Origin of the sequence: Crenobacter luteus (genome assembly GCF_004345725.1) — a bacterium.
Classification (GTDB): Bacteria; Pseudomonadota; Gammaproteobacteria; order Burkholderiales; family Chromobacteriaceae; genus Crenobacter; species Crenobacter luteus.
Window position 1 is genome coordinate 108,379 of record NZ_SLXG01000005.1, and the last position, 25,226, is coordinate 133,604.

Genomic DNA, 25,226 nt, shown 5'->3' on the forward strand with positions numbered 1-25,226 from the left:
TTGGACGCACCAGGTTGGCCGAGCCCCGCGGGGGAACCGTCAGGCCGCTTTGAAGGTGTCCTTCAGGCCGACGGTGCGGTTGAACACCACCTTGCCGCCCGGCTGGTGGTCGTGGCGGTCGGTGACGAAGTAGCCGACGCGCTCGAACTGGAAGCGCGTCTCGGGCGCCGCGTCTTTCACGCAGGCTTCGACGTAGCCGGTGACGACCTTCAGCGATTCCGGGTTCAGGAACTGCAGGAACTCGACGTATTCGCCGTCCGCGCCGCGCACCGCGTCCGGGCGCGGCTCGGTGAACAGCCGCTCGTAGAGGCGCACCTCGGCCGCGACCGCGTGCTCGGCGCTCACCCAGTGGATCACGCCCTTGACCTTGCGGCCTTCCGGGTTCTTGCCCAGCGTGTCGTGGTCGATCGAGCACTTGAGCTCGATCACGCGGCCGTCGGCGTCCTTGATCACCTCGTCGCAGCGGATCACGTAGCTGTAGCGCAGCCGCACCTCGCCGCCGGCGGTCAGGCGCTGCCATTTCGGCGGCGGCACCTCGGCGAAGTCGTCGCGGTCGATGTAGATTTCGCGCGCGATCGGCACCTCGCGCTCGCCGAATTCCGGGTGGTGCGGGTGGAACGGCGCGCTGCGGCTGGCGGTGACGGCGGCGTCGAAGTTGCTCAGCGTGACCTTGATCGGGTCGAGCACCGCCATCACGCGCGGCGCCTCCGATTCGAGCGCGTCGCGCACGGCGCCTTCCAGGATGGGGAAGTCGATCACGTTCTCGCTCTTGGACACGCCGATGCGCTGCGCGAACAGGCGGATGCCGGCCGGGCTGTAGCCGCGGCGGCGCATGCCGGCGATGGTCGGCATGCGCGGGTCGTCCCAGCCGGACACGCGACCTTCGGTGACGAGCTGGTTGAGCTTGCGCTTGGAGGTCAGCGCGTACATCAGCTCGAGGCGCGAGAACTCGTACTGGCGCGGGTGGCAGCCGATGCTGATGTTGTCGAGCACCCAGTCGTACAGCGGACGGTGGTCCTCGAACTCCAGCGTGCACAGGCTGTGCGTGATGCCCTCGAGCGCGTCCGAGATGCAGTGCGTGTAGTCGTACATCGGGTAGATGCACCACTTGTCGCCGGTACGATGGTGGTGCGCGCGGCGGATGCGGTAGATCGCCGGGTCGCGCAGGTTGATGTTGCCGCTGGCCATGTCGATCTTCAGCCGCAGCGTCTTGCTGCCGTCCGGGAACTCGCCGTTCTTCATGCGGGTGAAGAGGTCGAGGTTCTCCTCGACCGAGCGGTTGCGGTACGGGCTCTCGCGGCCCGGCTCGGTCAGGCTGCCGCGGTATTCGCGCATCTCGTCGGCGCTCAGGTCGCAGACGAAGGCCTTGCCGGCCTCGATCAGCTCGACCGCGTAGTCGTACAGCGCGTCGAAGTAGTCGGAGGCGAAGCGCACCGCGCCGTCCCACTTGAAGCCGAGCCACTCGACGCTTTCCTTGATCGCCTGCACGTACTCGTCGGACTCTTTTTCCGGGTTGGTGTCGTCCATGCGCAGGTGGCAGACGCCGCCGAACTCCTCGGCGATGCCGAAGTTCAGGCAGATCGACTTGGCGTGGCCGACGTGCAGATAGCCGTTCGGCTCCGGCGGGAAACGGGTGACGATCCGGTCGTGCTTGCCCGAGGCCAGGTCGTTCTCGATGATGGTCTTGATGAAGTGCTTGACCTCGACCGCGTCGGCGGCCGGCTTGGCGTGATTGTCGCTCATATTGTTCGCTTCAATGCGCCGCCGGGAACCCGGCGGCATGACGAGGGGTAGGCGCGCATTTTACCCGATTTATCGCACCGCAACGCGCGGCGCGCCGTCGACGAGACGGCCGATTACGCGCGCGTAGCCGAAGCCGGCCGCGTGAAAGCGCGCCAGCACCGCGTCGGCGTCCTCGGGCGCGACCGAGGCGAGCAAGCCGCCGCTGGTCTGCGCGTCGGCCAGCACGCGGCGCTGCCAGTCGGGCACCGAGGCGGCGAAGTCGACCGCGTGGCCGAAGCTCGCCAGGTTGCGCTCGATCGCGCCCGGGCCGATACCCTGCTCGGCCAAGGTCAGCGCCTCGGCGATCACCGGCACGGCGGCGACATCGACCTCGGCGCCGACGCCGGCGCCGCGGCAGATTTCCAGCAGGTGGCCCAAGAGGCCGAAGCCGGTGACGTCGGTCAGCGCGTGCACCCCGGCCAAATCGCCCAGTTCGGCGCCGACGGTGTTCAGCTGCGTGGTCGACGCGACCAGCGCCGCGTAGCCGGCGTCGTCGAGCAGCCCCTTTTTCATCGCCTGCGCGAGCACGCCGACGCCCAGCCCCTTGCCGAGGATCAGCACGTCGCCCGCGCGCGCGTCGCTGTTGCGCTTGACCTTGTCCGGGTGGACGAGGCCCATGCCCACGAGGCCGTAGATCGGCTCGGGCGCGTCGATCGAGTGGCCGCCGGCTACCGGTATGCCGGCCGCGCGGCACACCGCCTCGCCGCCTTCGAGGATCTTGCGGATGGTCTCGACCGGCAGCGTGTTGACCGGCATGCCGACGATGGCGAGCGCCATGATCGGCTTGCCGCCCATCGCGTAGATATCGGACAGCGCGTTGGTCGCGGCGATGCGGCCGAAGTCGAACGGATCGTCGACGATGGGCATGAAAAAGTCGGTGGTCGCGATCAGCGCCTGCGCGTCGTTGAGCTTGTAGACCGCCGCGTCGTCGCTGGTTTCGGTGCCGACCATCAGGTTCGGGAACACGCCCTTTTCGCGCGCGTCGCCGAGGATGGCCTCGAGCACCGACGGCGCGATTTTGCAGCCGCATCCGCCGCCGTGAGACAATTGCGTCAACTTCACTTCCGACATCGTCGATTCCCCGATTTTCCATGCTTTTCAAGACCGCTAACGTAGCACAGATCGCCCGTTTCGACGAAATCATCGACGTGCGTTCGCCGGCCGAATACGCCGAGGACCACATCCCCGGCGCGATCAGCTGCCCGGTGTTTTCCGACGCGGAACGCGCGCGCGTCGGCACGCTGTACAAGCAGGTCTCGCCGTTCGAGGCGCGCAAGGTCGGCGCCGCCATCGTCGCGCGCAATATCGCGCACCACCTCGACACCGTGCTACACGACCGGCCGAAGAACTGGAAACCGCTGGTCTACTGCTGGCGCGGCGGCCAGCGCAGCGGCGCGATGACGACCATCCTCGCGCAGATCGGCTGGGGCGCGCAGCAGCTCGAGGGCGGCTACAAGGCCTACCGGCGCGACGTGCTCGAACGGCTCGCCGTCCTGCCCGCCGCCTTCCGCTTCACCGTGGTCTGCGGGCCGACCGGCTCGGGCAAGAGCCGCTTCCTCGCCGCGCTGGCCGCCGCCGGCCGCCAGGTGCTCGACCTCGAAGGGCTGGCGCGCCACCGCGGCTCGGTGCTCGGCAAGCTGCCGGACGCGCCGCAGCCGGCGCAAAAGGGCTTCGATTCGCTGCTGTTGGCCGAACTCCAGCGGCTGGACCCGGCGCGCCCGGTCTATATCGAGTCCGAGAGCAAGAAGATCGGCAACGTCGCGCTGCCCGACGCGCTGTTCGCCGCGATGCACGCGGCCGACTGCCTGCTCGTCGACGTGCCGCTCGCCGAGCGGGTGCGCTTCTTGCAGGAGGACTACGCCTTCTACCTCGCCGACCCCGAGTCGCTGGTCAGGCAGCTGGGCTTCCTCAAGGGCCTGTACCCGAACGAGGTGCTGGCCGGCTGGTTCGAGCTGGCGCGCGCCGGCCGCTTCGCCGAGCTGGTCGAGCAGCTGCTGAGCCGCCACTACGACCCGCTCTACTGGCGCTCGATGACGCGCTCCTACCCGGCGCTCGCCGCCGCGCCGACGCTCGCGCTCCCAAGCCTCGCGCCGGCCGCGCTGGCCGAGGCCGCCGCCGCCCTGCCCGCCTGAGGCTCGGCCAACCTTCACGCCCGACACCATGAGTTCCACCGCCACCCTCGCCTGGCACGACGGCCAGCCCTTCTCCGAAACCTTCGGCGACGTGTACTTCTCGCGCGCCAGCGGCCTGGCCGAAACCCGCCACGTGTTCATCGACCACAACCGGCTGCCCGAGCGCTTCGCCGCGCTCGCGGACGGCGAGGTCTTCACCGTCGGCGAAACCGGCTTCGGCACCGGCCTCAACTTCCTCGCCGCCTGGCAGAGCTTTCGCGAGCACGCGCCCGATACCGCGCGGCTGGCCTTCGTCAGCGTCGAGAAATTCCCGCTGTCGCGCGACGACCTGATCCGCGCCCTCGCCCTGTGGCCCGAGTTGGCCGAGCTGTCCGGCCAACTGCTCGCACAGTACCGCAGCCTGCCGCCCGGCTTTCACCGTTTCGTATTCGATAACGGCCGCGTCGCGCTGACCTTGATGGTCGGCGACGCGCTCGAGCGCTACCCGGAACTCGACGGCGAAGTCGACGCCTGGTTCCTCGACGGCTTCGCGCCGTCGAAAAACCCCGAGATGTGGCGGCCGGAACTGTTCGCGCTGATGGCGCAAAAGTCGGCGCCCGGCGCGAGCTTCGCGACCTTCACCAGCGCCGGCTTCGTGCGGCGCGGCTTGCGCGACGCCGGCTTCGCGGTCGAAAAGGTGGCCGGCTACGGCCACAAGCGCGAGATGAGCCGCGGCGTGCTGACCGCGCCGCCCGAGGCCGCGTGGCGCGCGCCGTGGTATAGCCGCCCCGCGCTCTTCGCGCGGGACAGGACCGCGATCGTCGTCGGCGGCGGCGTCGCCGGCGCGGCCACCGCCGCCAGCCTCGCCGCGCGCGGCTGGCGCGTGACTCTCTTGGAGCGGCACGACGCGCTAGCGCAGGAAGGCTCGGGCAACCCGCAGGGCGTGCTGTACGGCAAGCTGTCGCCGCACTTCACGCCGCTGACCTGGCTGCTGCTCGCGGGCCTCTGCTACAGCCGGCGCGTGCTCGACACCCACCTGGCCGACGCGCCCGACGACTGGCAGGCCTGCGGCGTGCTGCAGCTGGCCTACGACGACGCCGAGGCCAAACGCCTGCGAGGCCTGGCCGCGGCCGGCCTGCCCGAGACCTTCGCCCGGGCGGTGAGCGCCGCCGAGGCGGGCGAACTGGCCGGCGTGGCGCTGGATCAGGACGGGCTGTTCTTCCCCGAGGCCGGCTGGCTGCACCCGCCGGCGCTGGTCGCCGCGCTCGCCTCCCACCCGAACGTCGACGTGCGCGCCGCGAACGGCGTGCTCGAACTCGAATATCGGGAAAACCGCTGGATCGCGCACGGCGCGGCCGGCACCTTGGCCGAGGCCGACGCGGTGGTGCTGTGCCAGGCGGCCGACACGAAAACCCACGCGGCGACCGCCCACCTGCCGCTGAAAACCATCCGCGGCCAGGTCAGCGAGCTGCCGGCCTCCGAATCCGCGCCGCTGACAACCGTGCTGTGCGGCGAGGGCTATATCGCGCCGGCCCGGCGCGGCCGGCACACGCTGGGCGCGAGCTTCAACTTCGAGCGCACCGACAACGCGTTGTCGCCCGACGAGCACCGCGGCAACCTCGACATGCTCGCAAAACTCGCGCCCGCGCTCGCCGGCGCGCTGGCGGCGAGCTCGGCCAACGTCGAGACGCTGCCCGGCCGCGCGGCGCTGCGCGCGACCACGCCCGACTACCTGCCGCTGGTCGGCCCGCTCGCCGACGCGGCAAGGTTGGCCGAGGTCTACGCGGCGCTCGCCAACGACGCGACGCTCAAGCTGACCGACCCGGCGCCGTGGCTGCCGGGCCTGTTCGTCAACGCCGGCCACGGCGCACGCGGCATGGTCACCGCGCCGCTGTGCGCCGAGATCGTCGCGGCCTATCTGGAGAACGAGCCGATGCCGGTGTCGCGCGCGCTCGTCGACGCGCTGTCGCCGAACCGCTTCGCGATCCGCGCGCTGATGCGCGGCAAGCCGCGCAAGCCCGCTTCGGCCTGAGCGTCCGGACAAGACGCGCCCTGCCCCGTCCGCCGCCGCGCGACCGGCTCCGGCCCAGCCTGCCCGCCCCTGCGCCCGCTCAAGGCCGACGCATGAAAAAGCCCCGCATCGCGCGGGGCTTTTTCGTCGCGCTCAAGGCGCGCTCAGGCCGGCAAGGCGTCGGCGTGGATCGCCAGCGCGGCGCGGATGTCGTCCGGCACCGGCACCGGCTTGCCGCTCGCGTAGTCGACCCACACCAGCGCCACCTCGCCGGTCGCGTAGACGGTGTGCGGGTCTTCCTCGCGGAAGAAGCGGTGGCGCATCTTCAGGCTGCTCTTGCCGAGCTTTTCCAGCTCGATGGTGATGCGCAGCGTGCCCGGGTAGACCAGCTCCTTGCGGAAGCTGCAGCCGGTTGACGCCAGCACCGGACCGGTGCCGGCCGGGTCGATCGAGTAGCCGAAGGACTCGAGCCAGTCGAGCCGCACCTGCTCGAGGTAGCGGAAATAGGTGGTGTTGTTGACGTGGCCGACCGCGTCCATGTCGCCCCAGCGCATCACGATGCGCCCCTCGGCGACCACCGGGTAGTGCTTGTCCATTGTTGAGCCCCTTGTCGTATGGTTCCGCCTTGCGGCGCAACATGGTAACGCGCGGTAGCGTTCCACCCCAAGTACCGGGCACGAAAAACCCCGGTCGCAGGACCGGGGTTGTCGCGTCGCGGCACGCGGCCTCGCGGCGGTCAGAAAACCAGCTTGGCGCCGACCAGCACCAGCATGCAGGCGAGCATCGGGCGCAGCCAGCGCTCGGCCAACTGGCGGGTCAGGTGCGAGCCGATCCAGATGCCCGGCAGCGAGCCGAGCAGCAGGTTGCCCAGCAGGTGGTAGTCCATATTGCCCATGCTGGCGTGGCCGAGGCCGGCGACCAGCGTCAGCGGCACCGCGTGGGCGATCTCGGTGCCGACCAGGCGCGCGGTCGGCAGCAGCGGGAACAGCGCGAACAGCGCGACGGTGCCGAGCGCGCCGGCGCCGATCGAGGTCAGCGTGACCAGCACGCCGAGCAGCACGCCGGTGGCGACGGTGGCGGCGACCGGCGGCGGCGCGTCGGCGCGGACCGGGCGATGAGCCGACACCCACTTGAGGATCTGCGGCTTGAACAGCAGCGCCAGCGAAGTCAGGATCAGCGCGAGGCCGAGCGTGAAGCGGATCAGCCCGTTGACCGCCTCGGTATCGAAGGTCAGCAGCGACAGGCCGACCAGGGTCAGCGCGGCGGCCGGCACGCTGCCGGCGGCCAGCCAGCCGGTGATCTTCCAGTCGATATGCTTCTGGCGATGGTGGGCGACGACGCCGCCGGCCTTGGTGATCGCCGCGTACAGCAGGTCGGTGCCGACCGCGGTGGCCGGGCTGATGCCGAACCACAGCAGGATCGGGGTCATCAGCGAACCGCCGCCGACCCCGGTCAAACCCACGATGAAACCGACCACCAGGCCGGCGACCACGTATCCCAACTCCACTATCGCGCTCCTCGCGTCTTATTCGCTTTTGATTCGAGGATGCTAACCGAAGCGGTTATAACGCTTTAGACCGTTTTCTTTACCTTTTATTCAGATATGTAATATCTATTTCATAGATAAAGAAACGGCCAGATTGGTGCTCCGACAATAAAAAGCGGGGGACCTCGTCCCCCGCTTGCCGTTTCGTGCACGCCGCCGCTCAGTGGTGGCGGTGCCAGCGTTTGTGGTGGCCGTGGCGTTTCTTCTTGTATACGTAGCGGGTTTCCGGCTTGCGGCCGTAGTCGTGGCCGATCGCCGCGCCGGTGGCGCCACCGATCGCGCCGCCGATCACGGCACCGTTGCGGCCGCCGACCGATTCGCCGATCGCCGCGCCGGCCGCGCCGCCGAGCGCGCCGCCGAGAATGGTCGAGCCGCTGCCGGCGTGGGCGACGCCGGCGGCGAGGGAAAGCGTCAGGAACAGGGAGGCAAACAGTTTTCTTTTCATCGCGTTACGTCTCGCGGCTTTGACAATGTGCCGATCGTAACGCGGAAGGTCGGTCGGCAGGTGTAAATAACTATTAGCAATTGTTGAGAAAGACGCGGCCACTCGAAAGGCTGACCGCGTCGCGCCCCACGATCAAAGCGGCGCGCTCGTGAGCGTCAGGCCCAGCGTATGACGCGCGCCCGGCGCGAGACGGACGACGTCGTCCATCGCGTTGGCCGTCTCGATGCACAGCATGCGTCGCCACGCGTCGTCGGCGAACTGCGACAGCCGGCGCGCCTTGTCGAGCCACGGGTTCCAGAGCACGGCCGAACGCGAGCCGCTCGCCTCGAGCACCAGGCGCCGTCGCCAGGCTTCGTCGACCAGCGTCAGCCGCGGCGGCAGGTCCAGGTAGATGCGGTCGGTCTCGCCGGAGATAGACAGCGCGCCGTCCTGGCGGCGGCGCTGCCAGCCGTCCAGCGTCTCGATATAGGAGCACCCTTCCAGCCCCTCGACCCGGACCGCCTCGACGTCGCCGACGGCGAAATAGCTGTGCAGCGCCTGGCTGATGACCACCGGCGCCGTGCCGCGGTTGTGGCTGCTCAACGCAAGCTCGAGCCGCTCGCCGACGCGGATGGCCAGGCGCAGCGCGGTCGCCGGCGGCCAGCCGGGCAAGGCCTGCGGCGCGAGCTCGAAGGCGAGCGCGACCCCGTCGGCGTCGGCGACGGCCTCGACCAGGGTCCAGTCCAGCGTACGGACGAGGCCGTGGAAGGGCGCGTCGTCCGGGCGCGGCGCAGCAACCTCGGCCGGGTTGCGCCCCAGGTCGCCGAACCAGGGCCAGCAGACCGGCACGCCGCCGCGCACCGCCTCGCCGCGCCGGAACGCGGCCTGCTCGCTGAGCCAGATCAGCGGCGGCTCGCCGTGACGGCGGTATTCCAGGATCTGCGCGCCCTGCCGGGCCAGCAGCAGCTCGGCCGAACCGGTGCGCACCCGCCAGCAGGCGAGCTCGCCCAGCGTCAGGCTTTCCACTTCGGGCGGGAGAAAATCGGGTTCGATGGCAGACATGCGGAGACTTTCGCGACGACGACGGAGGAGCGTCACTGTAGCGCAAACCGGCGGCAGGCGCTGGCTTCGACGATAGCCCAAGGAGCCGGCAGCGACGAGCCACGTCGCAGAGCGACGCGGGAAAAGGATGAGGCCATCCCCGGGCACCCCGACGCAAGGGCGACGACGAAAAAGCCCGCCATAAGGCGGGCTTTTCAAAATCTGGCGGAGAGGGGGGGATTCGAACCCCCGTCAGGGTATTACCCTGAACACGCTTTCCAGGCGTGCGACTTAAACCACTCATCCACCTCTCCGTGGAAGGGTCCGCTGCGTCAGCAGAGGCGCGCAGTATATAGGGGCATCCGGCCGATTGCAAGCTTGTCATCCAGATAAGCGATAGGCGCGGTGCGCGAGGCAGTCGGCGTGGTAGGCGGCGACGCCGGCGCGTTCGTGGCGCAGCCAGGCGGCGATGGCGTCGGCGAAGCGCGGGTCGGCGATACGGTGCGCGCTGCGGGTGAACACCGGCTCGAAGCCGCGCGCGAGCTTGTGCTCGCCCTGCGCGCCGCCTTCGAACACCGCCAGCCGTTCGGCGATGGCGATCTCGATGCCGACGTAGTAGCACAGCTCGAAGTGCAGGCAGTCGACAGGCTCGGTCGCACCCCAGTAGCGGCCGTACAGCCGGCCGCCGTCGGCGAGGAGCCAGCTGGCGGCGATCGGACGGTCGTGCCGCTCGGCGACGACCAGCCGCACCGCGCCGGGCAGCGCTCGGCCAACCCTGTCGAAGAAGTCGCGGTTGAGATACGGCGACGAGCGGTGCTCGCGGTAGGTGTTCGCGTAGCAGGCGGCGAAAAAGGCCCAGTCGTCGGGCGTCGCCGCGTGGCCGTCCATCACGCGCACCGTCACGCCGGCGTCGACGACGCGGCGGCGCTCCTGGCGGATCTTCTTGCGCTTGTCGCGCGACAGCGTGTCGAGGAAGTCGTCGAAGTCGCGGTAGCCGCGGTTGGCCCAGTGGAACTGCACGCCGTCGCGCAGCAGCCAGCCGCGTTCGGCCAAGGTTTGCGCCTCGTCCCCGGTCGGAAACGCACGTGCGCCGAGCCGATCGCGTATTCGTCCTGCAGCGCTTCGAGCGCGCCGATCAGCGCGGCGCGGCCGGCCGCGTCGCCGAGAAAGCGCGGTCCGGCGATCGGCGTGAACGGCGAGGCGACCACCAGCTTGGGGTAATAGGCCAGCCCGGCGCGCGCGTAGGCCTCGACCCAAGCCCAGTCGAACACGTATTCGCCGTAGGAATGCCCCTTGAGGTAGACCGGGCAGGCGAGCCGCGCGACGGCGTCGAACAGCGGCAAGGGTCGCCAGCCGCTGCCCCGCCCGACCGCGCCGCTCGCCTCCAGCGCCGAGAGCCACGCCGCGCCGACGAACAGGCCGCCCGGCCCTTCGGGGCTCGGCCAAGCTTCGATCGCGGACACCGCGTCGTATCCGGAAATCCCCACCCGCCACTCCTTTGCCTGCAAAGCCCGGCGCTGCGGTAAAATCCGGGCATTCCCACTATTCAGTGTCGATAGCCTCCAAGATGCGACTTGCCCTGGCCCAGTTCAACCCCGTCGTCGGCGACATCGCCGGCAACACCCGGAAAATCCTCGATCTCGCGCGCGACGCGATGGCCGCCGGCGCCGACGTGCTGGTCACGCCGGAGCTGGCGCTGACCGGCTACAGCCCCGAAGACCTCTTGCTGCGCGACCACTTCTACCGCGCGGTATCGAACGCGCTCGACGAACTGTTGGAGCTGGACGGCATCACGCTGGTGGTCGGCCACCCGGTCAAGCTCGGCAACGAGCGCTTCAACGCGGCGACGGTGCTGCGCGACGGCAACCGGCTCGGCCAGTACCACAAGATGCTGCTGCCGAACGACGAGGTGTTCGACGAGTGCCGCTATTTCACGCCGGGCGCGTCGCCGCTGGTGTTCGAGCACAAGGGCGTCAAGCTCGGCGTGGTGATCTGCGAGGACATCTGGTCGGTCGAGCCGGCGGCAGAAGCGCAGGAAGCCGGCGCCGAGGCGCTGTTGGTGCTGAACGCCTCGCCGTTTCACCGCAACAAGATCGAGGCCCGCCACGACACGGTGCGCTACCGCTGCCAGGAAACCGGCCTCCCGATCGCCTACGTCAACCTCGTCGGCGGCCAGGACGAGCTGGTGTTCGACGGCGCCTCGTTCGCGATGAACCGCGCGGGCGAAGTGGTCGCGCAGGCGCCGACCTGCGCCGACGAGCTGCTGCTGGTCGACTTCGCGGGCGGCGACTTCGTGGCCGGCAAACAGGCTGCCCTGCCCGGCCCGGTCGAGAGCGTCTACCAGGCGCTGGTCACCGGCGTGCGCGACTATATCGGCAAGAACGGCTTCCCGGGCGTGCTCTTGGGCCTGTCCGGCGGCGTCGATTCGGCGCTGACGCTGGCGATCGCGGTCGACGCGCTGGGCGCCGACAAGGTGCACGCGGTGATGATGCCGAGCCGCTACACCGCCGACATCAGCGTCGACGACTCGCGCGACATGGTCGCCCGGCTCGGCGTGAAGTACGACGAGATCGCGATCTGGCCGATGTACGAATCGTTCATGGCCGCGCTCGCGCCCAACTTCGCGGGCCTCGCCGTCGACACCACCGAGGAGAACCTGCAGTCGCGCATCCGCGGCGTGCTCCTGATGGCGCTGTCGAACAAGAGCGGCAAGCTGGTGCTGACCACCGGCAACAAGTCGGAGATGACCACCGGCTACGCGACGCTGTACGGCGACATGGCCGGCGGCTTCGCCGTGCTCAAGGACGTCGCCAAGACGCTGGTCTACCAGTTGTGCGAATGGCGCAACGCGCAATCCGAGGTGATTCCGTTAAGAATCATTACCCGGCCGCCTTCGGCGGAACTGCGCCCCGACCAGGTCGACCAAGACAGTCTGCCGCCCTACGATGTGCTCGACGCCATCATGGCGCGCTACGTGGAAGACAACCGCTCCACCGAGGAGATCGTCGCCGAGGGTTACGCCGAGGCCGACGTGAAGAAGGTGGTGCGGCTTCTGAAAATCAACGAGTACAAGCGCCGCCAGGCGCCGGTCGGCCCGCGCATCACGCAGCGCGGTTTCGGCAAGGACTGGCGCTACCCGATCACCAACCGGTTTTCGTGAGGCGCAACAAGGATACCCGGATGAAAAAGACCCTGATCGCGCTGTCGCTCGCGCTGTCGCTGCCGACGCTGGCCCACGCGGCCGCCGTCGCGCAACTGAAGGCCTTCGTCGCCTCGACCAAGACCCTCTCGGCCAACTTCACGCAGACCGTCACCGGCGGCGGCCGTCAGGAAACCGCGTCCGGCACGCTGGAAATCTCGCGCCCGGGCAAGTTCCGCTGGAGCTACGGCAAACCGTACCAGCAACTGATCGTCGGCGACGGCAAGACGCTGTGGGTGTACGACCAGGAACTGGCGCAGGTGACGAAGAAGTCGCTCGACGCGGCGCTCGGCTCGAGCCCGGCCGCCCTCCTCGCCGGCAACAACGCGATCGAGCGCGACTACAGCCTGCGCGAGACCGGCCGCCAGGGCGGGCTCGAGTGGCTGGCCGCCAGCCCGAAGAACAAAGAAAACGGCTTCGCCGCGATCCGGATGGGCTTTGCCGCCAACCAGCTTCGGCAGATGGAGCTGACCGACAGCTTCGGCAACGTCACGCGCATCGCCTTCTCCAACCTGAAAAAGAACCCGGCGATCGCCGCCAGCCAGTTCCGCTTCACGCCGCCGGCCGGCGTGGACGTGATGAACGGCGACTGAGCCCCGACCGACTGGACAGACTGCCGACGTGAGCGACCTTTTCCACACCGAGCCGAAGAAACCGCTGGCCGAGGCGTTGCGCCCGACGACGTTGGCCGAGGTCGTCGGCCAGCGGCACCTGATCGGGCCGGGCAAGCCGCTGCGGCTGGCGGTCGAGGCCGGCGTGCCGCACTCGATGATCCTGTGGGGCCCGCCCGGCGTCGGCAAGACCACGCTGGCGCGCATCCTCGCCCGCTCCTTCGACGCCGAGTTCATCCCGATCTCGGCGGTGTTCGCCGGCGTCAAGGACATCCGCGAGGCGGTCGAGCGCGCGCAAGCCGCGCTCGCCTCCTCGGGTCGCGCGACCATCCTGTTCGTGGATGAAGTGCACCGCTTCAACAAGGCGCAGCAGGACGCCTTCCTGCCCTACGTCGAATCGGGCCTGTTCACCTTCATCGGCGCGACCACCGAGAACCCGTCGTTCGAGGTCAACCCGGCGCTGCTGTCGCGCGCGCAGGTCTACGTGCTGCAAAGCCTCTCCGACGACGAACTGAAGGAACTGTTGGCGCGCGCGCGCGCCAAGGGCAGCCTGGCCGGGCTAGACTTCGCCGACGACGCGATCGACACGCTGACCGGTTACGCCGACGGCGACGCGCGCCGGTTCTTGAATTTGCTCGAACAAGCCCGCACCGCGGCCTTGGCGCGCAAGCTTGGCCGAGTCGACGCCGGCTTCCTCGCCGAAGTGCTGACCGTCAACGCGCGCCGCTTCGACAAGGGCGGCGACGCCTTCTACGACCAGATCTCGGCGCTGCACAAGTCGGTGCGCGGCTCCAGCCCCGACGGCGCGCTCTACTGGCTGTCGCGCATGCTCGACGGCGGCGCCGACCCGCGCTACATCGCGCGCCGGCTGGTACGCATGGCGTGGGAGGACATCGGCCTGGCCGACCCGCGCGCGATGCGCATCGCGCTCGACGCGGCCGACACCTACGAGCGGCTCGGCAGCCCGGAGGGCGAGCTGGCGCTCGGCCAGGCGGTGATCTACCTGGCGGTGGCCGCCAAGAGCAACGCGTCATACAAGGCGTATAATGAGGCACGCGCCTTCGTCAAACAGGATAAATCGCGCCCGGTGCCGGTCCACCTGCGCAACGCGCCGACCCGTCTGATGAAGGAGCTGGGCTACGGTCACGACTACCGCTACGCCCATAACGAACCCTACGCCTACGCCGCCGGCGAGACCTACCTGCCCGAGGGGCTGGAAGGTCTTGGCTGGTACGAGCCGACCGACCGCGGACTCGAAGCGAAGATAGGCGAGAAACTGGCATTTTTGCGCCGACTCGATGAAGAAGCATCGAAAGGGACATGACCACCAGAAGTGGCGGATCGAGGCGCGCGCCGCGCGCACGCTGGTCGAACACCTGAACCGGCACGAGCATCCGCCACGCTACCAGCTCGGGCCGCACCGCGAGGCGCCCGACTACAGCCTGCGCGTGCTGACCGGAATCTTCGCCTGGCACTTCGTCGGGCTCGAAGTCACCCACCTGTACGCGAGCGGCCAGGCGGCCGCCAAGCTCAACGGCTCGGTGCCGCCGCCCGACCGCGGCCTGCCGGCGCCGACCCTGGACGCGCGGCGCGCGCGGCTCGATGCCGCGATCGCCGACAAGAACGCCAAGTTCGCGGCCTATACGCTCAAGCCCTGCTGGCTGCTGATCTGCAACGCCGACGCCGGCATCAGCGCGCCGATGTGGCGCGACTACCTGGCCGGGCGCGATTTTTCGGACAGTCCGTACGCGAAGATCTGGCTGATCGCCGACGGACGCCACCTCATCAACATCAAATAAGCACGGACAACCATGCTCGACATCCAACTGCTCCGCTCCGACCTCAACGCCGTGGCCGACCGCCTCGCCAGCCGCGGCTACACCCTCGACACCGACGCGTTCGCCAGCCTCGAAGGCGAGCGCAAGGCGCTGCAGACGCGCATGCAGGAGCTTCAGGCGCGGCGCAACGCCACCTCCAAGCAGATCGGCGAAGCCAAGCGCAAGGGCGACGACGTGTCGGCGATCATGGCCGAGGTGGCCAACCTCGGCGACGAACTGAAAGCCGCCGAGATCGCCTTCGAAACGGTGCAGGCCCGCCTCGACGCCTGGCTTCTGACCATCCCCAACCTGCCGCACGAATCGGTGCCGGTCGGCGACGACGAGGGAGGCAACGTCGAGGTGCGCCGCGTCGGCGTGCCGCGTTCGTTCGACTTCGAGGTCAGGGACCACGTCGACGTCGGCGCGCCGCTCGGTCTCGACTTCGAGACCGGCGCCAAGCTGTCGGGCGCGCGCTTCACCGTGCTGCGCGGCCCCATCGCGCAGCTGCACCGCGCGCTCGCGCAGTTCATGCTGAACACGCACACGCTCAAGCACGGCTACACCGAGATGTACACGCCGTACATCGTCAACGACAGCGCGCTGTACGGCACCGGCCAGCTGCCCAAGTTCGCCGAGGACATGTTCAAGGTCACGCGCGGCGGCGACGAAGGCACGGTCGACCAGTACCTGATCTCGACCTCCGAGATCACGCTGACCAACACCGTGCGCGAATCGGTGCTCAAGGCCGCCGAGCTGCCGATCAAGCTGACCGCGCACTCGCCGTGTTTCCGCTCCGAAGCCGGCTCCTACGGCCGCGACACGCGCGGCATGATCCGCCAGCACCAGTTCGACAAGGTCGAGATGGTGCAGGTCGTCCACCCGGACCGTTCGTTCGAGGCGCTGGAAGACATGGTCGGCCACGCCGAAGCGATCCTGAAGGCGCTCGAGCTGCCGTACCGCGTCGTCACGCTGTGCACCGGCGACATGGGCTTCGGCGCGACCAAGACCTACGACCTCGAGGTATGGCTGCCGGCGCAGAACACCTATCGCGAGATCAGCTCCTGCTCGAACATGGGCGACTTCCAGGCGCGCCGCATGATGGCCCGCTTCAAGGACGAGGACGGCAAGAACCGCTACGTGCACACGCTGAACGGCTCCGGCCTCGCCGTCGGCCGCACGCTGGTCGCGGTGCTGGAGAACTACCAGAACGCCGACGGCTCGGTGACGGTGCCGACGGCGCTGCGTCCTTACCTTGGCGGACTCGAAGTGCTGGGCGCCTGAGGCGACGCAAAAAAAACCGGGCGATTCGCCCGGTTTTTTCATGCGCGCCGCCGTCGGCCGACGCGCGACTTCGTCTTGAGCCGCGTCAAGGCGCTGCCGCACTCGCGCGGCTATACACAAAGATGCTTGCCCCCTTCTGCACCGTCCGCCAAAGGAGAAACACCATGAACGCCGCCAAACGCATCCGCAAACTGATCGAATCCGGCGAGAACCCGGAGCAGGTCGAAGTGCTCAAGGAGCTGGCCGGCGCGCTCGAGTTGGGGCGCGCCTTCGACCTGAAGGCGCTGTACGAGATCGACATGCGCTACTTCGACCTCGCGCTCGAGCTGCTGCGCGACTGGCGTTTCGACCACCACATCGCGTCGCGCAGCAAGCTGCTCGAACAACTGCTGATCGAGGGCGCGGTCGCCGCGAGCCGCGAGGAGCTCGCCGCCGAACAGCGCGAGACCGACGCCGAGCGCACCGGGGACTGAGACCGTCAGCGCCGCTGCGCCGCGAGGTAGGCTTCGAAGTGCGCGGCCGGCATCGGCTTGCCGAACAGATAGCCCTGCGCCGCGTCGCAGCCGAGCGCGGCGAGGAAGTCGCGCTGCGCGGCCTCCTCCACCCCCTCGGCGACCACCGCCAGCCCGAGGCTCTTGGCGATCGACACGATGGCGGTGGTGATCGCCGCGTCGTCCTTGTCGTGCGACAGGTCGGCGATGAACGAACGGTCGATCTTCAGCACCTGCACCGGCAGGCGCTTGAGGTAGGCGAGGCTCGAGTAGCCGGTGCCGAAGTCGTCGATCGACAGCTGCACGCCGAGCGCGCGCAATTCGTCGAGCATGCCGACCTGGCCGCCATCGGCGTCGTCCATCGCGACGCTTTCGGTGACCTCCAGCTCCAGATAGTCGCTTTCGAGCCCCGAGTCGGCCAGCGCGGCGCGCACCGTGTCGACCAGGCCGCCGAGCTTGAGCTGGCGCCCGGACAGGTTGACCGCCATGCGGCCGGCGAACAGCCCCTCAGCGACCCAGCGCCGCGTGTCGCGGCAGGCGGTCGCCAGCACCCACTCGCCGATCGCGCCGATCAGCGCGCTCTCCTCGGCGATCGGGATGAACTGCGCCGGCGACACCATGCCGAGCTCCGGGTGGCGCCAGCGCAGCAGCGCCTCGGCGCCGACCGGCGCGCCGGTGGCCAGCGACACCTTGGGCTGGTACCACAGTTCGAACTCGTCCTGCGCCAGCGCGCGGCGCAGCGCGTACTCGAGCTTGAGCCGCTCGATCGCGCGCACGTTCAATTCGGCGGTGTAGAACTGGAAGGTGTTCTTGCCGCGCTCCTTGGCGCGGTACATCGCGGTGTCGGCGTGCGTCAGCAGGGTTTCGGGCGCGACGCCGTCGTCCGGGTAGAGGCTGACGCCGACGCTGGCGGTGACGAACACCTCCTCGCCGGCCAGCTCGGTCTCGTCGGCGACCGCCTCGAGCACGCGCTGCGCGTGGCGGGCGGCGTCCTCCACGCCGGCGATGCCGGGAATCAGCACGGTGAACTCGTCGCCGGACAGCCTTGCGACGGTCGCGCCCTCGGGCATCGCCTCGCGCAGGTCGGCGCCGATGCGCGCCAGGAGCTCGTCGCCGGCGGCGTGGCCTAGCGTGTCGTTGACCAGCTTGAAACGGTCCAGGTCGACGAAGAACAGCGCCAGCCGCTCCTTGCCCGCCTGCGCCGCGGCGATCGCCTCGGCCAACCTTTCGAGGAACAGCGTGCGGTTGGGCAGGCCGGTCAGCGCGTCGTGGTTGGCGAGGAAGTGCAAGCGCTCCTCGGCCTGCTTGCGGCGCGTGATGTCGGAGAACACCGCGACGTAGTGGCCGAGCGCGTCGTTCTCGTCGCTGATCGCGGTGATGCTCAGGTGCTCGGTGTACAACAGGCCGTTCTTGCGCCGGTTGACCACCTCGCCCTGCCATTGTCCGTCGCGCTTCAGCGTGGTCCACAGCTCGCGGTAGAAGTCGGGCGACTGCTTGCCCGATTTCAGCAGCGCCGGCGTCTGGCCGATCGCCTCGTCGGCGGCGTAGCCGGTGATGCGGGTGAAGGCCGGGTTGACCGACAGGATCGTGCCGTCGCCGTCAGTGATCAGGATGCCCTCGAGCGTCGATTCGAACACCTTGTCGGCGAGCCTCAGGCTCTGGCGCGAGCGCAGCAAGGCCGCGTCGCGCTCCTTGAGCGCGGTGTGCAACTCGAGCAGGAACTCCTGCTCGATGCCGGCGAGGATGTCGGCGAAGCCGACCACGCCGCAGATCGAGCCGTCCGGCGCCCGCAGCGCCAGATGGCGGATCTGGCGCTCGGCCAGCAGCTGGCGCGCCTGCAAGAGGCTGGTGGCGCCGGGCACCGCGAGCAAGGGCCGCGAGCACAGCGTCTCCAGCGTCGCCTCCTGCGCGCAAGGCTCGGCCAACAGGAACAGCACGTCGCGCAGCGTGAACATGCCGTAGCCGCCGTCGGCGCAGCACACCACCAGCGCGTCGAAGCGCCGCTCGCGCAGCACGGCGAGCGCCTCGCGCACCGGCACGGCGCCGTCGAGCAGCAGCGGCGGCGCGACCGCGAGGCTGTCGAGGCGGCGCACGCTGAGGAAGGATTCCGCCCCCTGGTTCAGCACGATGTCGGACAGCGACACGAAGCCGACGTAGCGGCCGTCGCGCTCGACCAGCGCGTGCCGCAGGCCGCGCGCGCGGAACAGCGAGGTCGCGTCGTGGATCGAGGTGTCGGCGGCGAGCGTCAGCACCGAGCGGCTCATCCACTCGCTGACCGGGCAGGCCAGCCGCGCCGTATCGCCCGGGTCGAGCCGCAGCGCGTCGGCCTCGGTCCAGATGCCGAGCGCGCGACCGTCGTCGCCGAGCACGACGATGGCCGCACGGCGTTGCTCGGCCATCCGGCGCGCCGCCTCGTTCAGCGGGGTGTCGGGCGTACAGGCGAGGATGTCGGCGCTGGCGATCTGTTCGATGGGCTGTAACAGAGGGGGCATGGAAGCGCTTTAGTCAACGAGGTGAAAATACATCGGGCAATTATATTGAATTTCCTTAACTTTTCGTCATCCCACCGCATTCAATCGTCGTCCGCCTTGATCGTGGACAAACCGTGCGCAAGCCGGCCCCACCCAAAGCCAAGGGATTACCCGTGCGCAAAAAAGGGCCCCGTCCGGAGCCCCCTTGCCGTTCGCGACCCGGCCGCGCTCAGACGCGCTCGGCCCACAGGTCGTATTCGTCCGAGTCGGTGATGCGCACCTCGACGAAGTCGCCGACCTTCAGGCCCTCGTCGTCGCCGAGGTAGACCAAGCCGTCGATCTCCGGCGCGTCGGCGTAGCTGCGGCACACCGCGCCCTTGTCGTCGATCTCGTCGACCAGCACGGTCAGCGTTCGGCCAACCTTGGCGGCGAGCTTGGCGGCGCTGATCTTCGCCTGCAGTTCCATGAAGCGCGCCTTGCGCTCTTCCTTGACCTCTTCCGGTACCGGGTCGGCCAGCTCGTTGGCGGCCGCGCCCTCGACCGGCGAGTAGGTGAAACAGCCGACGCGGTCGAGCTGCGCCGCCTCGAGAAAGTCGAGCAGCTCCTGGAAATCCTCCTCGGTCTCGCCGGGGAAGCCGATGATGAAGGTCGAGCGGATCACCAGATCCGGGCAGATCGCGCGCCACTTCTTGATGCGCTCGAGCACGTTGTCCGCGTTGGCCGGGCGCTTCATCGCCTTGAGGATCTTCTTGCTCGCGTGCTGGAACGGGATGTCGAGGTAAGGCAGGATCTTGCCCTCGGCCATCAGCGGAATCACCTCGTCGACGTGCGGGTACGGGTAGACGTAGTGCAGGCGCACCCAGATGCCGAGGCGGCCGAGTTCCTCGCACAGCTCGGTCATGCGCGTCCTGACCGGGCGGCCGTTGTGGAAGCCGGTCTTGTACTTGACGTCGACGCCGTAGGCCGAGGTGTCCTGCGAGATCACCAGCACTTCCTTGACGCCGGACTTGGCGAGGTTCTCGGCCTCGCGCAGCACGTCGTGGATCGGGCGGCTGTCGAGGTCGCCGCGCATCGACGGGATGATGCAGAAGGTGCAGCGGTGGTTGCAGCCCTCGGAAATCTTCAGATAGGCGTAGTGCTTGGGCGTCAGCTTGATGCCGGCGGCCGGCACCAGGTCGACGAAGGGGTCGTGCGGCTTGGGCAGGTGGGCGTGGATGTGGTTCATCACCTCGTCCGACGCGTGCGGACCGGTGACGGCCAGCACCGACGGGTGCACCTCCTTGACGACATCGCCCTTGGCACCCAGGCAGCCGGTGACGATCACCTTGCCGTTCTCGTTCAGCGCCTCGCCGATCGCGTCGAGCGACTCGGCGACCGCCGAGTCGATGAAGCCGCAGGTGTTGACCACCACGAGGTCGGCGCCGTCGTAACTGGGCGCGATCTCGTAGCCTTCGGCGCGCAGCTTGGTGAGGATTTGCTCGGAGTCGACGAGCGCTTTCGGACAGCCGAGCGAAACGAAGCCGACCTTCGGTGCGGTGTGGGACATACCTGTATCTCGAACCTTGAACTGATGAAACGTGCGAAAAAACGACGACAGCCGGCGGTCTTTCCGGACCCCCGGCTGCCAAATGCCTGAAATTATAAGAGAAAACGCCGGTGCGTGTCAGCGCCGCGGCGTCCTCCGTCAGGGCTTCATCCCGCCGTCCTCGTCGTCCTTGTCGCCGTAGCCGGGAAACGGGAAGCCGGTGGTGAACAGCTGCTTGGTCTGTTCCTGCATGCGCGTCTGCATCTCGAGGAACAGGCTGGTGCTCTGCTCCATATAGTTGGCCATCACGTTCTGCATCGCCGGGCCCTGGAACTTCATGTACTCGCCCCACAGCGAGTTGTTGAACACGCCCTTGTCGCCGTACAACGTCTGCGTCTGCTCCTGCAGCTTTTGCTGCAGCTGCGCGAAAATCTGCAGGTTCTTCTCGAGGAAGGGGCCCATCATGCCCTGCATCGCCTGGCCGTAGAAACGGATGAACTGGGTCAGCACCTCGTAGCTGAACATCGGCATGCCACCGTTTTCCTCTTCCAGGATGATCTGCAAGAGCACGCTGCGCGTGATGTCGTCCTGGGTCTTGGCGTCGACGACCTGGATGTCGACGTTGTCCAGCACCAGTTGCTTCACGTCGCCCAGCGTGATGTAGGAACTGGTCGCCGTGTCGTACAGCCGACGGTTCGGATATTTCTTGATGACCCTCTTTTCAACACCCATGTAACACTCCCGTTTTATTGTCTGCGGCGTGTGGCGCTTCCGGCGAATTTACCATAAATGCAACAGGCTAGAGCAAAGCCTCTAGGTAGGTCGAAACGGACGTGTTACATTCCCCCTGCATTGTGCAATGCGGAAAAGCGCATCGACACCATAACGATGATCCGCCAGTCACCACCGGAAAATAGAGGGTAAGCCTATGTTCGCCACGAATGAGCAATTGAGCAAGCTGTCCTTGAGCGGCGTCGAGTCCGCTCTGCGTTTCGCCCAGATCTCGCTGGACAGCGCCGAGCGTCTCGTCAAGCTCAATCTCGAGCTGTCCAAACAATCGCTGGAAGGCAACGTCAAAGCGGCCCGCGACCTGGCTGGCGTGTCCGACCCGCAGGAAGTGTTCTCGCGCGTCAACCAGATCGCCAGCCAGTCGGTCGAACAGGCCGTCGCCGGCTCGCGCAGCGCCTACGAGATCGTCTCCCAGGCCCAGACCGAACTGTCGAGCCTGGTCGAGGAGAACGTCGACGCCTTCAACAAGGCGCTGATCTCGTCGGTCGAGACCTTCGCCAAGACCCAGCAGACCCCGGGCGCCGACGTCGCCGTGGTCGGCCTGAAGAACACCCTCGCCGCCGCCACCGCTGCGGTGAGCACCTTCACCAAGGCCGCCCAGCAAGCCGGCCAGTTCGCCGACGCGAGCTTCAAGGCCGCCGGCCAGGCAACCACCGAAGCGGTCAAGGCGACCACCGCCAAGCGCGGCTGATCGCGCCGACCGAGACGAAACCACACCCCGTTACCGGGTGTGGTTTTTTTGCGCCCGGAGTACAATCCGGGCATCGCCCCCAACGGACAATCCTGAACGCATGAAAATCAGCAGCCTGTTTGACGCCGGCAATATCGAAGTCGTCTCGCTCGACCGCTACGACGATATCCAGCTCAAGATCCGCAAGGACAACGGCTCGGATTTCGCGCAATGGTTCTACTTCCGCCTGCAGGGCGCCGCCTACCAGCCCTGCACCCTGAAACTGCTGAATGCCCACGAGTGCGCCTACCCGGAAGGCTGGCAGGATTACCAGGCGGTCGCCTCCTACGACCGCACCAACTGGTTCCGCGTGCCGACCCGCTACGAGGACGGCGTGCTCGTCATCGAACACACGCCGCTGGCCGGCAGCGTCTACTACGCCTACTTCGAGCCCTACTCGCACGAGCAACACCTGAACCTGATCGGCCAGGCGCAGGGCTCGGGCCTGTGCCAGGTGTCCGACCTCGGCAGTACGCTCGACGGCCGCGACCTCAACCTCTTGACCATCGGCCACGAGGTCGAGTCCGACCTGAAAGTCTGGATCATCGCCCGCCAGCACCCCGGCGAGACGATGGCCGAATGGTTCGTCGAGGGGCTGCTGTCGCGCCTCCTCGACCCGCAGGACGCCACCGCGCGCGCGCTGCTCGACCACGCGACCTTCTACATCGTCCCGAACATGAACCCGGACGGCTCGGTACGCGGCCACCTGCGCACCAACGCGGTCGGCACCAACCTGAACCGCGAGTGGCAGTCGCCGTCGCTCGAAAAGAGCCCCGAGGTGTACTACGTGCGGGAGAAGATGAAGGAAACCGGCGTCGACCTGTTCCTCGACATCCACGGCGACGAGACCATCCCCTACGTCTTTCTCGCCGGCAACGACGGCATCCCGTCGTTCGATGAAAGGTTGGCCGAGCTGCAGGAGCGCTTCCGCCAGCAGCTCCTCCTGGCCAGCCCCGACTTCCAGACCGAGTTCGGCTACACGCCGGACCAGTTCGGCGACGCCAACATGACGCTGGCGACCGCGTGGGTCGGTCACACCTTCAACTGCCTCGCCTTCACGCTCGAGATGCCGTTCAAGGACAACGCCAACCTGCCGGACGACGACTTCGGCTGGAACGGCCAGCGCAGCCTGCGCCTGGGCGAGGCGATGCTGACGCCGATCTACGGCGTGCTCGGCCGCCTGCGCTGAACCGGCGCACGGCACCATGCAAAAACCCCGCCGACGCGGGGTTTTTTGTCGTTCGCAAACCAGGGCCGCTCAGGGGCGCGGCGCGTGCTCCAGCGGCCTCACCAGCTCGACCTCGGCCAGGCACCAGTCGCTGCCCTTCTCGAGCAGGGCCGACAGACCGATCTGGAAATGCTTGCCGCGCGCGCTCATCACCAGTTGCTTGCCCGGCGTATAGGCAGCCAGCGGCAACAGCAGCGCGTTCAGCGACCGCCCCTCCCGCCTGGTCGGCACGAAGATGCCGATCTGGCCGCCGTGCCACAGCTGGTCGGACGGCAGGCTCATGTCGGTTCGACCGTCCAGCGGACGCAGCGAAGCGGCCACCGGCCGCTCGCTCAAGGTCTCGATGCCGAGAAACACGCGCTCCCGGTTCAGGCGCCGGATACGACGCACCACGCCCAGCGACCAGTCCGGCTTCTCCTGGCTGCGAAAACCGACCAGCGCGCCGAGGCTCACCCATTCGTTGCCCTGCGCATCCAGCGATACGCCCAGCCCGGTCAGGCTCACGTTTTCGACGCTCCAGCGCGACAGGTCGTGGTGCGGGGCGGCCACCTCGGGCACCGCCGCCGCACCGGCCGCACGATCCTTGCGACGCCCGGTCACGAAGCCGTAAATGCGGATGTCGCTCATGTCGTTGTAGTTATCGGGATGGCTCTGCGTGCCGCGCATCTGCAACTGCTCGTCGGGTTGCCGGATCAGGCGGTGCAGCAGCGTCAGCCGGTAGGCGACCTCGATCTGCCGGTCGGCCACGCTGACGCGTTCGGCACGCTCGAAACGGACCGACTTCACCGCCCACTCGCGGCACAGCAGCCGCAGCAGGCCCGCGTCGATGCCGGGCTCGAGCAAGGCCTTGAGCTCGGCAGGCGGCCGGCCAGCCTCCAGCGCCGCAAGCCAGCCGTACAGCGCGTCGAGGAATTCTGCGGTGCTCCAGTAGCGTCCGTGCGCGCTGCCGATGGCCGAGTTGCAACGCGCCGCCGGGCGCCCACGGTCCAGCGCAATCATGAAGCTGGCCTCCTCGCTGAAGTCGCGGCGGATCGTCAGCCGGTTCGACAGACGACCAAGCACTTCGTAGGCGAAATGCAGCTGGCGGATGCCCAGATTTCCGGCAGACAACAGCGACAGCATATGCAGGATCAGGAACTGGTCCTGCACCGTCGTACCGGCGGATTCGCCGACCGCTCCGAACAGATGGACGGGGACGGTATCGATGCCCTGATCTTCCGCAAAAAGGAAAAGCCGGTTCGCATTCAGCCAGAATGCGTCATCGGGCGCGTAATGCCGGTAAAACTGCCAGCGCGCGTACTCGCCGAGATAATGCAGCATGCGGGACAGCACCAGCGGCAGCAGCGCATAAACCCTCACGCCGTCCTCGCTCTGCAGGTCGAGCGCAAGAAACCGTTCGTAGGCGTTCAGGAATTGTTTGCCGTAATGCAGTATCTGGCCGCGCAGCTGGCTCTCGAGCGCACGGGGCATGCGGGTATTCATCAGATACTGCTCGCCCAGCTGCTCGTGCAAACCATGGGTCTCGAAATTCAGCGCCAGCAGGGCTTCCAGCGTTGAAGAATCCAGGGACTCCGCATCCGTCTCGTTGAACTCGGCAACGAGCGCGGCAACCCGGCCGTGCACTGCCGAGCCGAGTTCTTCGCGCTGCGCGTCGACCCAGCGTTTTGCAGCGTCGGCGCTGGCGAGCGGATCGCTTTTTTTGCGAGGGGAACGGGAGAAGAAATCCAGCATGGCATCCAGGTCTTTGTGTCGGAGGGACATACACAGCCAACGGCGGCCCGTTTCGGGCGGCTCGATACCGAATTATCCGCTCAGCGAAGGCTTGCGCAAGACAGTTTTGCAAAAAGCATAAAAATTGTCGCGTTCGGCAAGAGCAAGACGGCGAGCGTGCATGAAAAAGGGTGGCCCAAGCCACCCTTTGCATAATACCGCATTCGCTGCGTCCGGACTTTGCTATGGTCGAGCCGCCCGCTTTCAGAGCCGCTAACAAAACCGCTCGACAAAGCGTAAGCAGATCAAGGCACAAGCCAGCTTGAGCAAGGCGTAATGCGTATCCAGCCGTCTTTCGAAGCGGATGCGCAGCTTGCCGAGCGCGGCAAACCAGGCGTGGGTACGTTCGACCACCCAGCGGTGCCGGCCCAGTTTCTCGCGACTTTCCATCCCTCGGCG

At 67.8% G+C, this 25,226-nt stretch carries 20 protein-coding genes, 1 tRNA gene and 2 pseudogenes; 10 read left to right on the forward strand and 13 right to left on the reverse strand.

Annotated features, from left to right (window positions below; all coding sequences use genetic code 11):
- Window positions 1-39: 39 nt before the first annotated feature.
- Both EV683_RS05055 and selD read right to left on the reverse strand, forming a co-directional pair.
- Complete coding sequence (locus EV683_RS05055) at window positions 40-1,743, reverse strand: glutamine--tRNA ligase/YqeY domain fusion protein (protein ID WP_131862060.1); 1,704 nt, start codon at window positions 1,741-1,743, stop codon at window positions 40-42.
- 69 nt (window positions 1,744-1,812) lie between these two features.
- Window positions 1,813-2,853 (reverse strand): selenide, water dikinase SelD, encoded by a 1,041-nt coding sequence (selD, locus tag EV683_RS05060; RefSeq protein WP_131862061.1) that lies wholly within the window; start codon window positions 2,851-2,853, stop codon window positions 1,813-1,815.
- A 20-nt stretch (window positions 2,854-2,873) separates the two neighbouring features.
- On the opposite strand from selD, the gene mnmH reads away from it, so the two are divergent.
- Window positions 2,874-3,914, forward strand: a complete 1,041-nt coding sequence (mnmH, locus tag EV683_RS05065; protein WP_131862062.1) for a tRNA 2-selenouridine(34) synthase MnmH — start codon at window positions 2,874-2,876, stop codon at window positions 3,912-3,914.
- A 28-nt stretch (window positions 3,915-3,942) separates the two neighbouring features.
- Complete coding sequence (gene mnmC / locus EV683_RS05070) at window positions 3,943-5,925, forward strand: bifunctional tRNA (5-methylaminomethyl-2-thiouridine)(34)-methyltransferase MnmC2/FAD-dependent 5-carboxymethylaminomethyl-2-thiouridine(34) oxidoreductase MnmC1 (RefSeq protein WP_131862063.1); 1,983 nt, start codon at window positions 3,943-3,945, stop codon at window positions 5,923-5,925.
- A 143-nt stretch (window positions 5,926-6,068) separates the two neighbouring features.
- On the opposite strand, the gene EV683_RS05075 is transcribed toward mnmC, so the two are convergent.
- The 6 genes and pseudogenes from EV683_RS05075 to EV683_RS14785 all read right to left on the reverse strand — a co-directional run bounded on the left by EV683_RS05075 (window position 6,069) and on the right by EV683_RS14785 (window position 10,402).
- Complete coding sequence (locus EV683_RS05075) at window positions 6,069-6,500, reverse strand: acyl-CoA thioesterase (protein ID WP_066610551.1); 432 nt, start codon at window positions 6,498-6,500, stop codon at window positions 6,069-6,071.
- 140 nt (window positions 6,501-6,640) lie between these two features.
- Window positions 6,641-7,411 (reverse strand): sulfite exporter TauE/SafE family protein, encoded by a 771-nt coding sequence (locus EV683_RS05080; RefSeq protein WP_131862064.1) that lies wholly within the window; start codon window positions 7,409-7,411, stop codon window positions 6,641-6,643.
- A gap of 199 nt (window positions 7,412-7,610) precedes the next feature.
- Entirely contained in the window at window positions 7,611-7,895 is a 285-nt protein-coding gene (locus EV683_RS05085) for a glycine zipper domain-containing protein (RefSeq protein WP_066610555.1), read from the reverse strand.
- A 132-nt stretch (window positions 7,896-8,027) separates the two neighbouring features.
- On the reverse strand, window positions 8,028-8,936 hold the full coding sequence (locus EV683_RS05090) for a D-hexose-6-phosphate mutarotase (protein ID WP_131862065.1): 909 nt from the start codon (window positions 8,934-8,936) through the stop codon (window positions 8,028-8,030).
- 202 nt (window positions 8,937-9,138) lie between these two features.
- Window positions 9,139-9,229: transfer RNA gene (locus tag EV683_RS05095), tRNA-Ser, on the reverse strand.
- Between the two features lie 67 nt (window positions 9,230-9,296).
- Window positions 9,297-10,402 (reverse strand): annotated as a pseudogene (locus EV683_RS14785) (GNAT family N-acetyltransferase).
- Between the two features lie 80 nt (window positions 10,403-10,482).
- Between EV683_RS14785 and EV683_RS05105 the strand changes: the two are divergent.
- The 6 genes from EV683_RS05105 to EV683_RS05130 all read left to right on the forward strand — a co-directional run bounded on the left by EV683_RS05105 (window position 10,483) and on the right by EV683_RS05130 (window position 16,296).
- Window positions 10,483-12,075: an NAD+ synthase gene (locus tag EV683_RS05105; protein WP_131862066.1), complete on the forward strand. Its 1,593-nt coding sequence runs from the start codon at window positions 10,483-10,485 to the stop codon at window positions 12,073-12,075.
- A 20-nt stretch (window positions 12,076-12,095) separates the two neighbouring features.
- On the forward strand, window positions 12,096-12,707 hold the full coding sequence (gene lolA / locus EV683_RS05110; protein WP_066610562.1) for an outer membrane lipoprotein periplasmic chaperone LolA: 612 nt from the start codon (window positions 12,096-12,098) through the stop codon (window positions 12,705-12,707).
- 28 nt (window positions 12,708-12,735) lie between these two features.
- Window positions 12,736-14,049, forward strand: coding sequence for a replication-associated recombination protein A (locus EV683_RS05115; RefSeq protein ID WP_131862067.1), 1,314 nt, complete (start codon window positions 12,736-12,738; stop codon window positions 14,047-14,049).
- Window positions 14,024-14,524, forward strand: a complete 501-nt coding sequence (locus EV683_RS05120) for a hypothetical protein (protein WP_066610564.1) — start codon at window positions 14,024-14,026, stop codon at window positions 14,522-14,524. The genes EV683_RS05115 and EV683_RS05120 overlap by 26 nt, the downstream gene beginning before the upstream one ends.
- Before the next feature lie 12 nt (window positions 14,525-14,536).
- Window positions 14,537-15,823 carry a serine--tRNA ligase gene (gene serS, locus EV683_RS05125; RefSeq protein WP_066610565.1) on the forward strand — a complete coding sequence of 429 codons (1,287 nt, stop codon included), beginning with the start codon at window positions 14,537-14,539 and terminating at the stop codon, window positions 15,821-15,823.
- A 164-nt stretch (window positions 15,824-15,987) separates the two neighbouring features.
- A complete protein-coding gene (locus EV683_RS05130) occupies window positions 15,988-16,296 on the forward strand; it encodes a hypothetical protein (RefSeq protein WP_231879822.1) in 309 nt (102 codons plus the stop codon).
- 5 nt (window positions 16,297-16,301) lie between these two features.
- Here the strand turns inward: EV683_RS05130 and EV683_RS05135 are convergent, their stop codons facing one another.
- The 3 genes from EV683_RS05135 to phaR form a co-directional block, all read right to left on the reverse strand.
- A complete protein-coding gene (locus EV683_RS05135) occupies window positions 16,302-18,806 on the reverse strand; it encodes an EAL domain-containing protein (RefSeq protein ID WP_131862068.1) in 2,505 nt (834 codons plus the stop codon).
- 208 nt (window positions 18,807-19,014) lie between these two features.
- A complete protein-coding gene (gene rimO, locus EV683_RS05140) occupies window positions 19,015-20,331 on the reverse strand; it encodes a 30S ribosomal protein S12 methylthiotransferase RimO (RefSeq protein WP_131862069.1) in 1,317 nt (438 codons plus the stop codon).
- A 138-nt stretch (window positions 20,332-20,469) separates the two neighbouring features.
- Entirely contained in the window at window positions 20,470-21,042 is a 573-nt protein-coding gene (phaR, locus tag EV683_RS05145; protein WP_066610569.1) for a polyhydroxyalkanoate synthesis repressor PhaR, read from the reverse strand.
- A 196-nt stretch (window positions 21,043-21,238) separates the two neighbouring features.
- On the opposite strand from phaR, the gene EV683_RS05150 reads away from it, so the two are divergent.
- Window positions 21,239-21,790, forward strand: coding sequence for a phasin family protein (locus tag EV683_RS05150; RefSeq protein ID WP_066610570.1), 552 nt, complete (start codon window positions 21,239-21,241; stop codon window positions 21,788-21,790).
- Window positions 21,791-21,890: 100 nt separating this feature from the next.
- The gene (locus EV683_RS05155; RefSeq protein WP_131862070.1) at window positions 21,891-23,018 is read left to right on the forward strand and encodes a M14 family metallopeptidase; all 1,128 of its coding nucleotides are present in this window, start codon (window positions 21,891-21,893) and stop codon (window positions 23,016-23,018) included.
- Between the two features lie 69 nt (window positions 23,019-23,087).
- Here the strand turns inward: EV683_RS05155 and EV683_RS05160 are convergent, their stop codons facing one another.
- Entirely contained in the window at window positions 23,088-24,788 is a 1,701-nt protein-coding gene (locus EV683_RS05160; RefSeq protein WP_131862071.1) for a hypothetical protein, read from the reverse strand.
- A gap of 252 nt (window positions 24,789-25,040) precedes the next feature.
- A pseudogene (locus EV683_RS05165) lies at window positions 25,041-25,226 on the reverse strand (IS5/IS1182 family transposase); the annotation flags it as partial.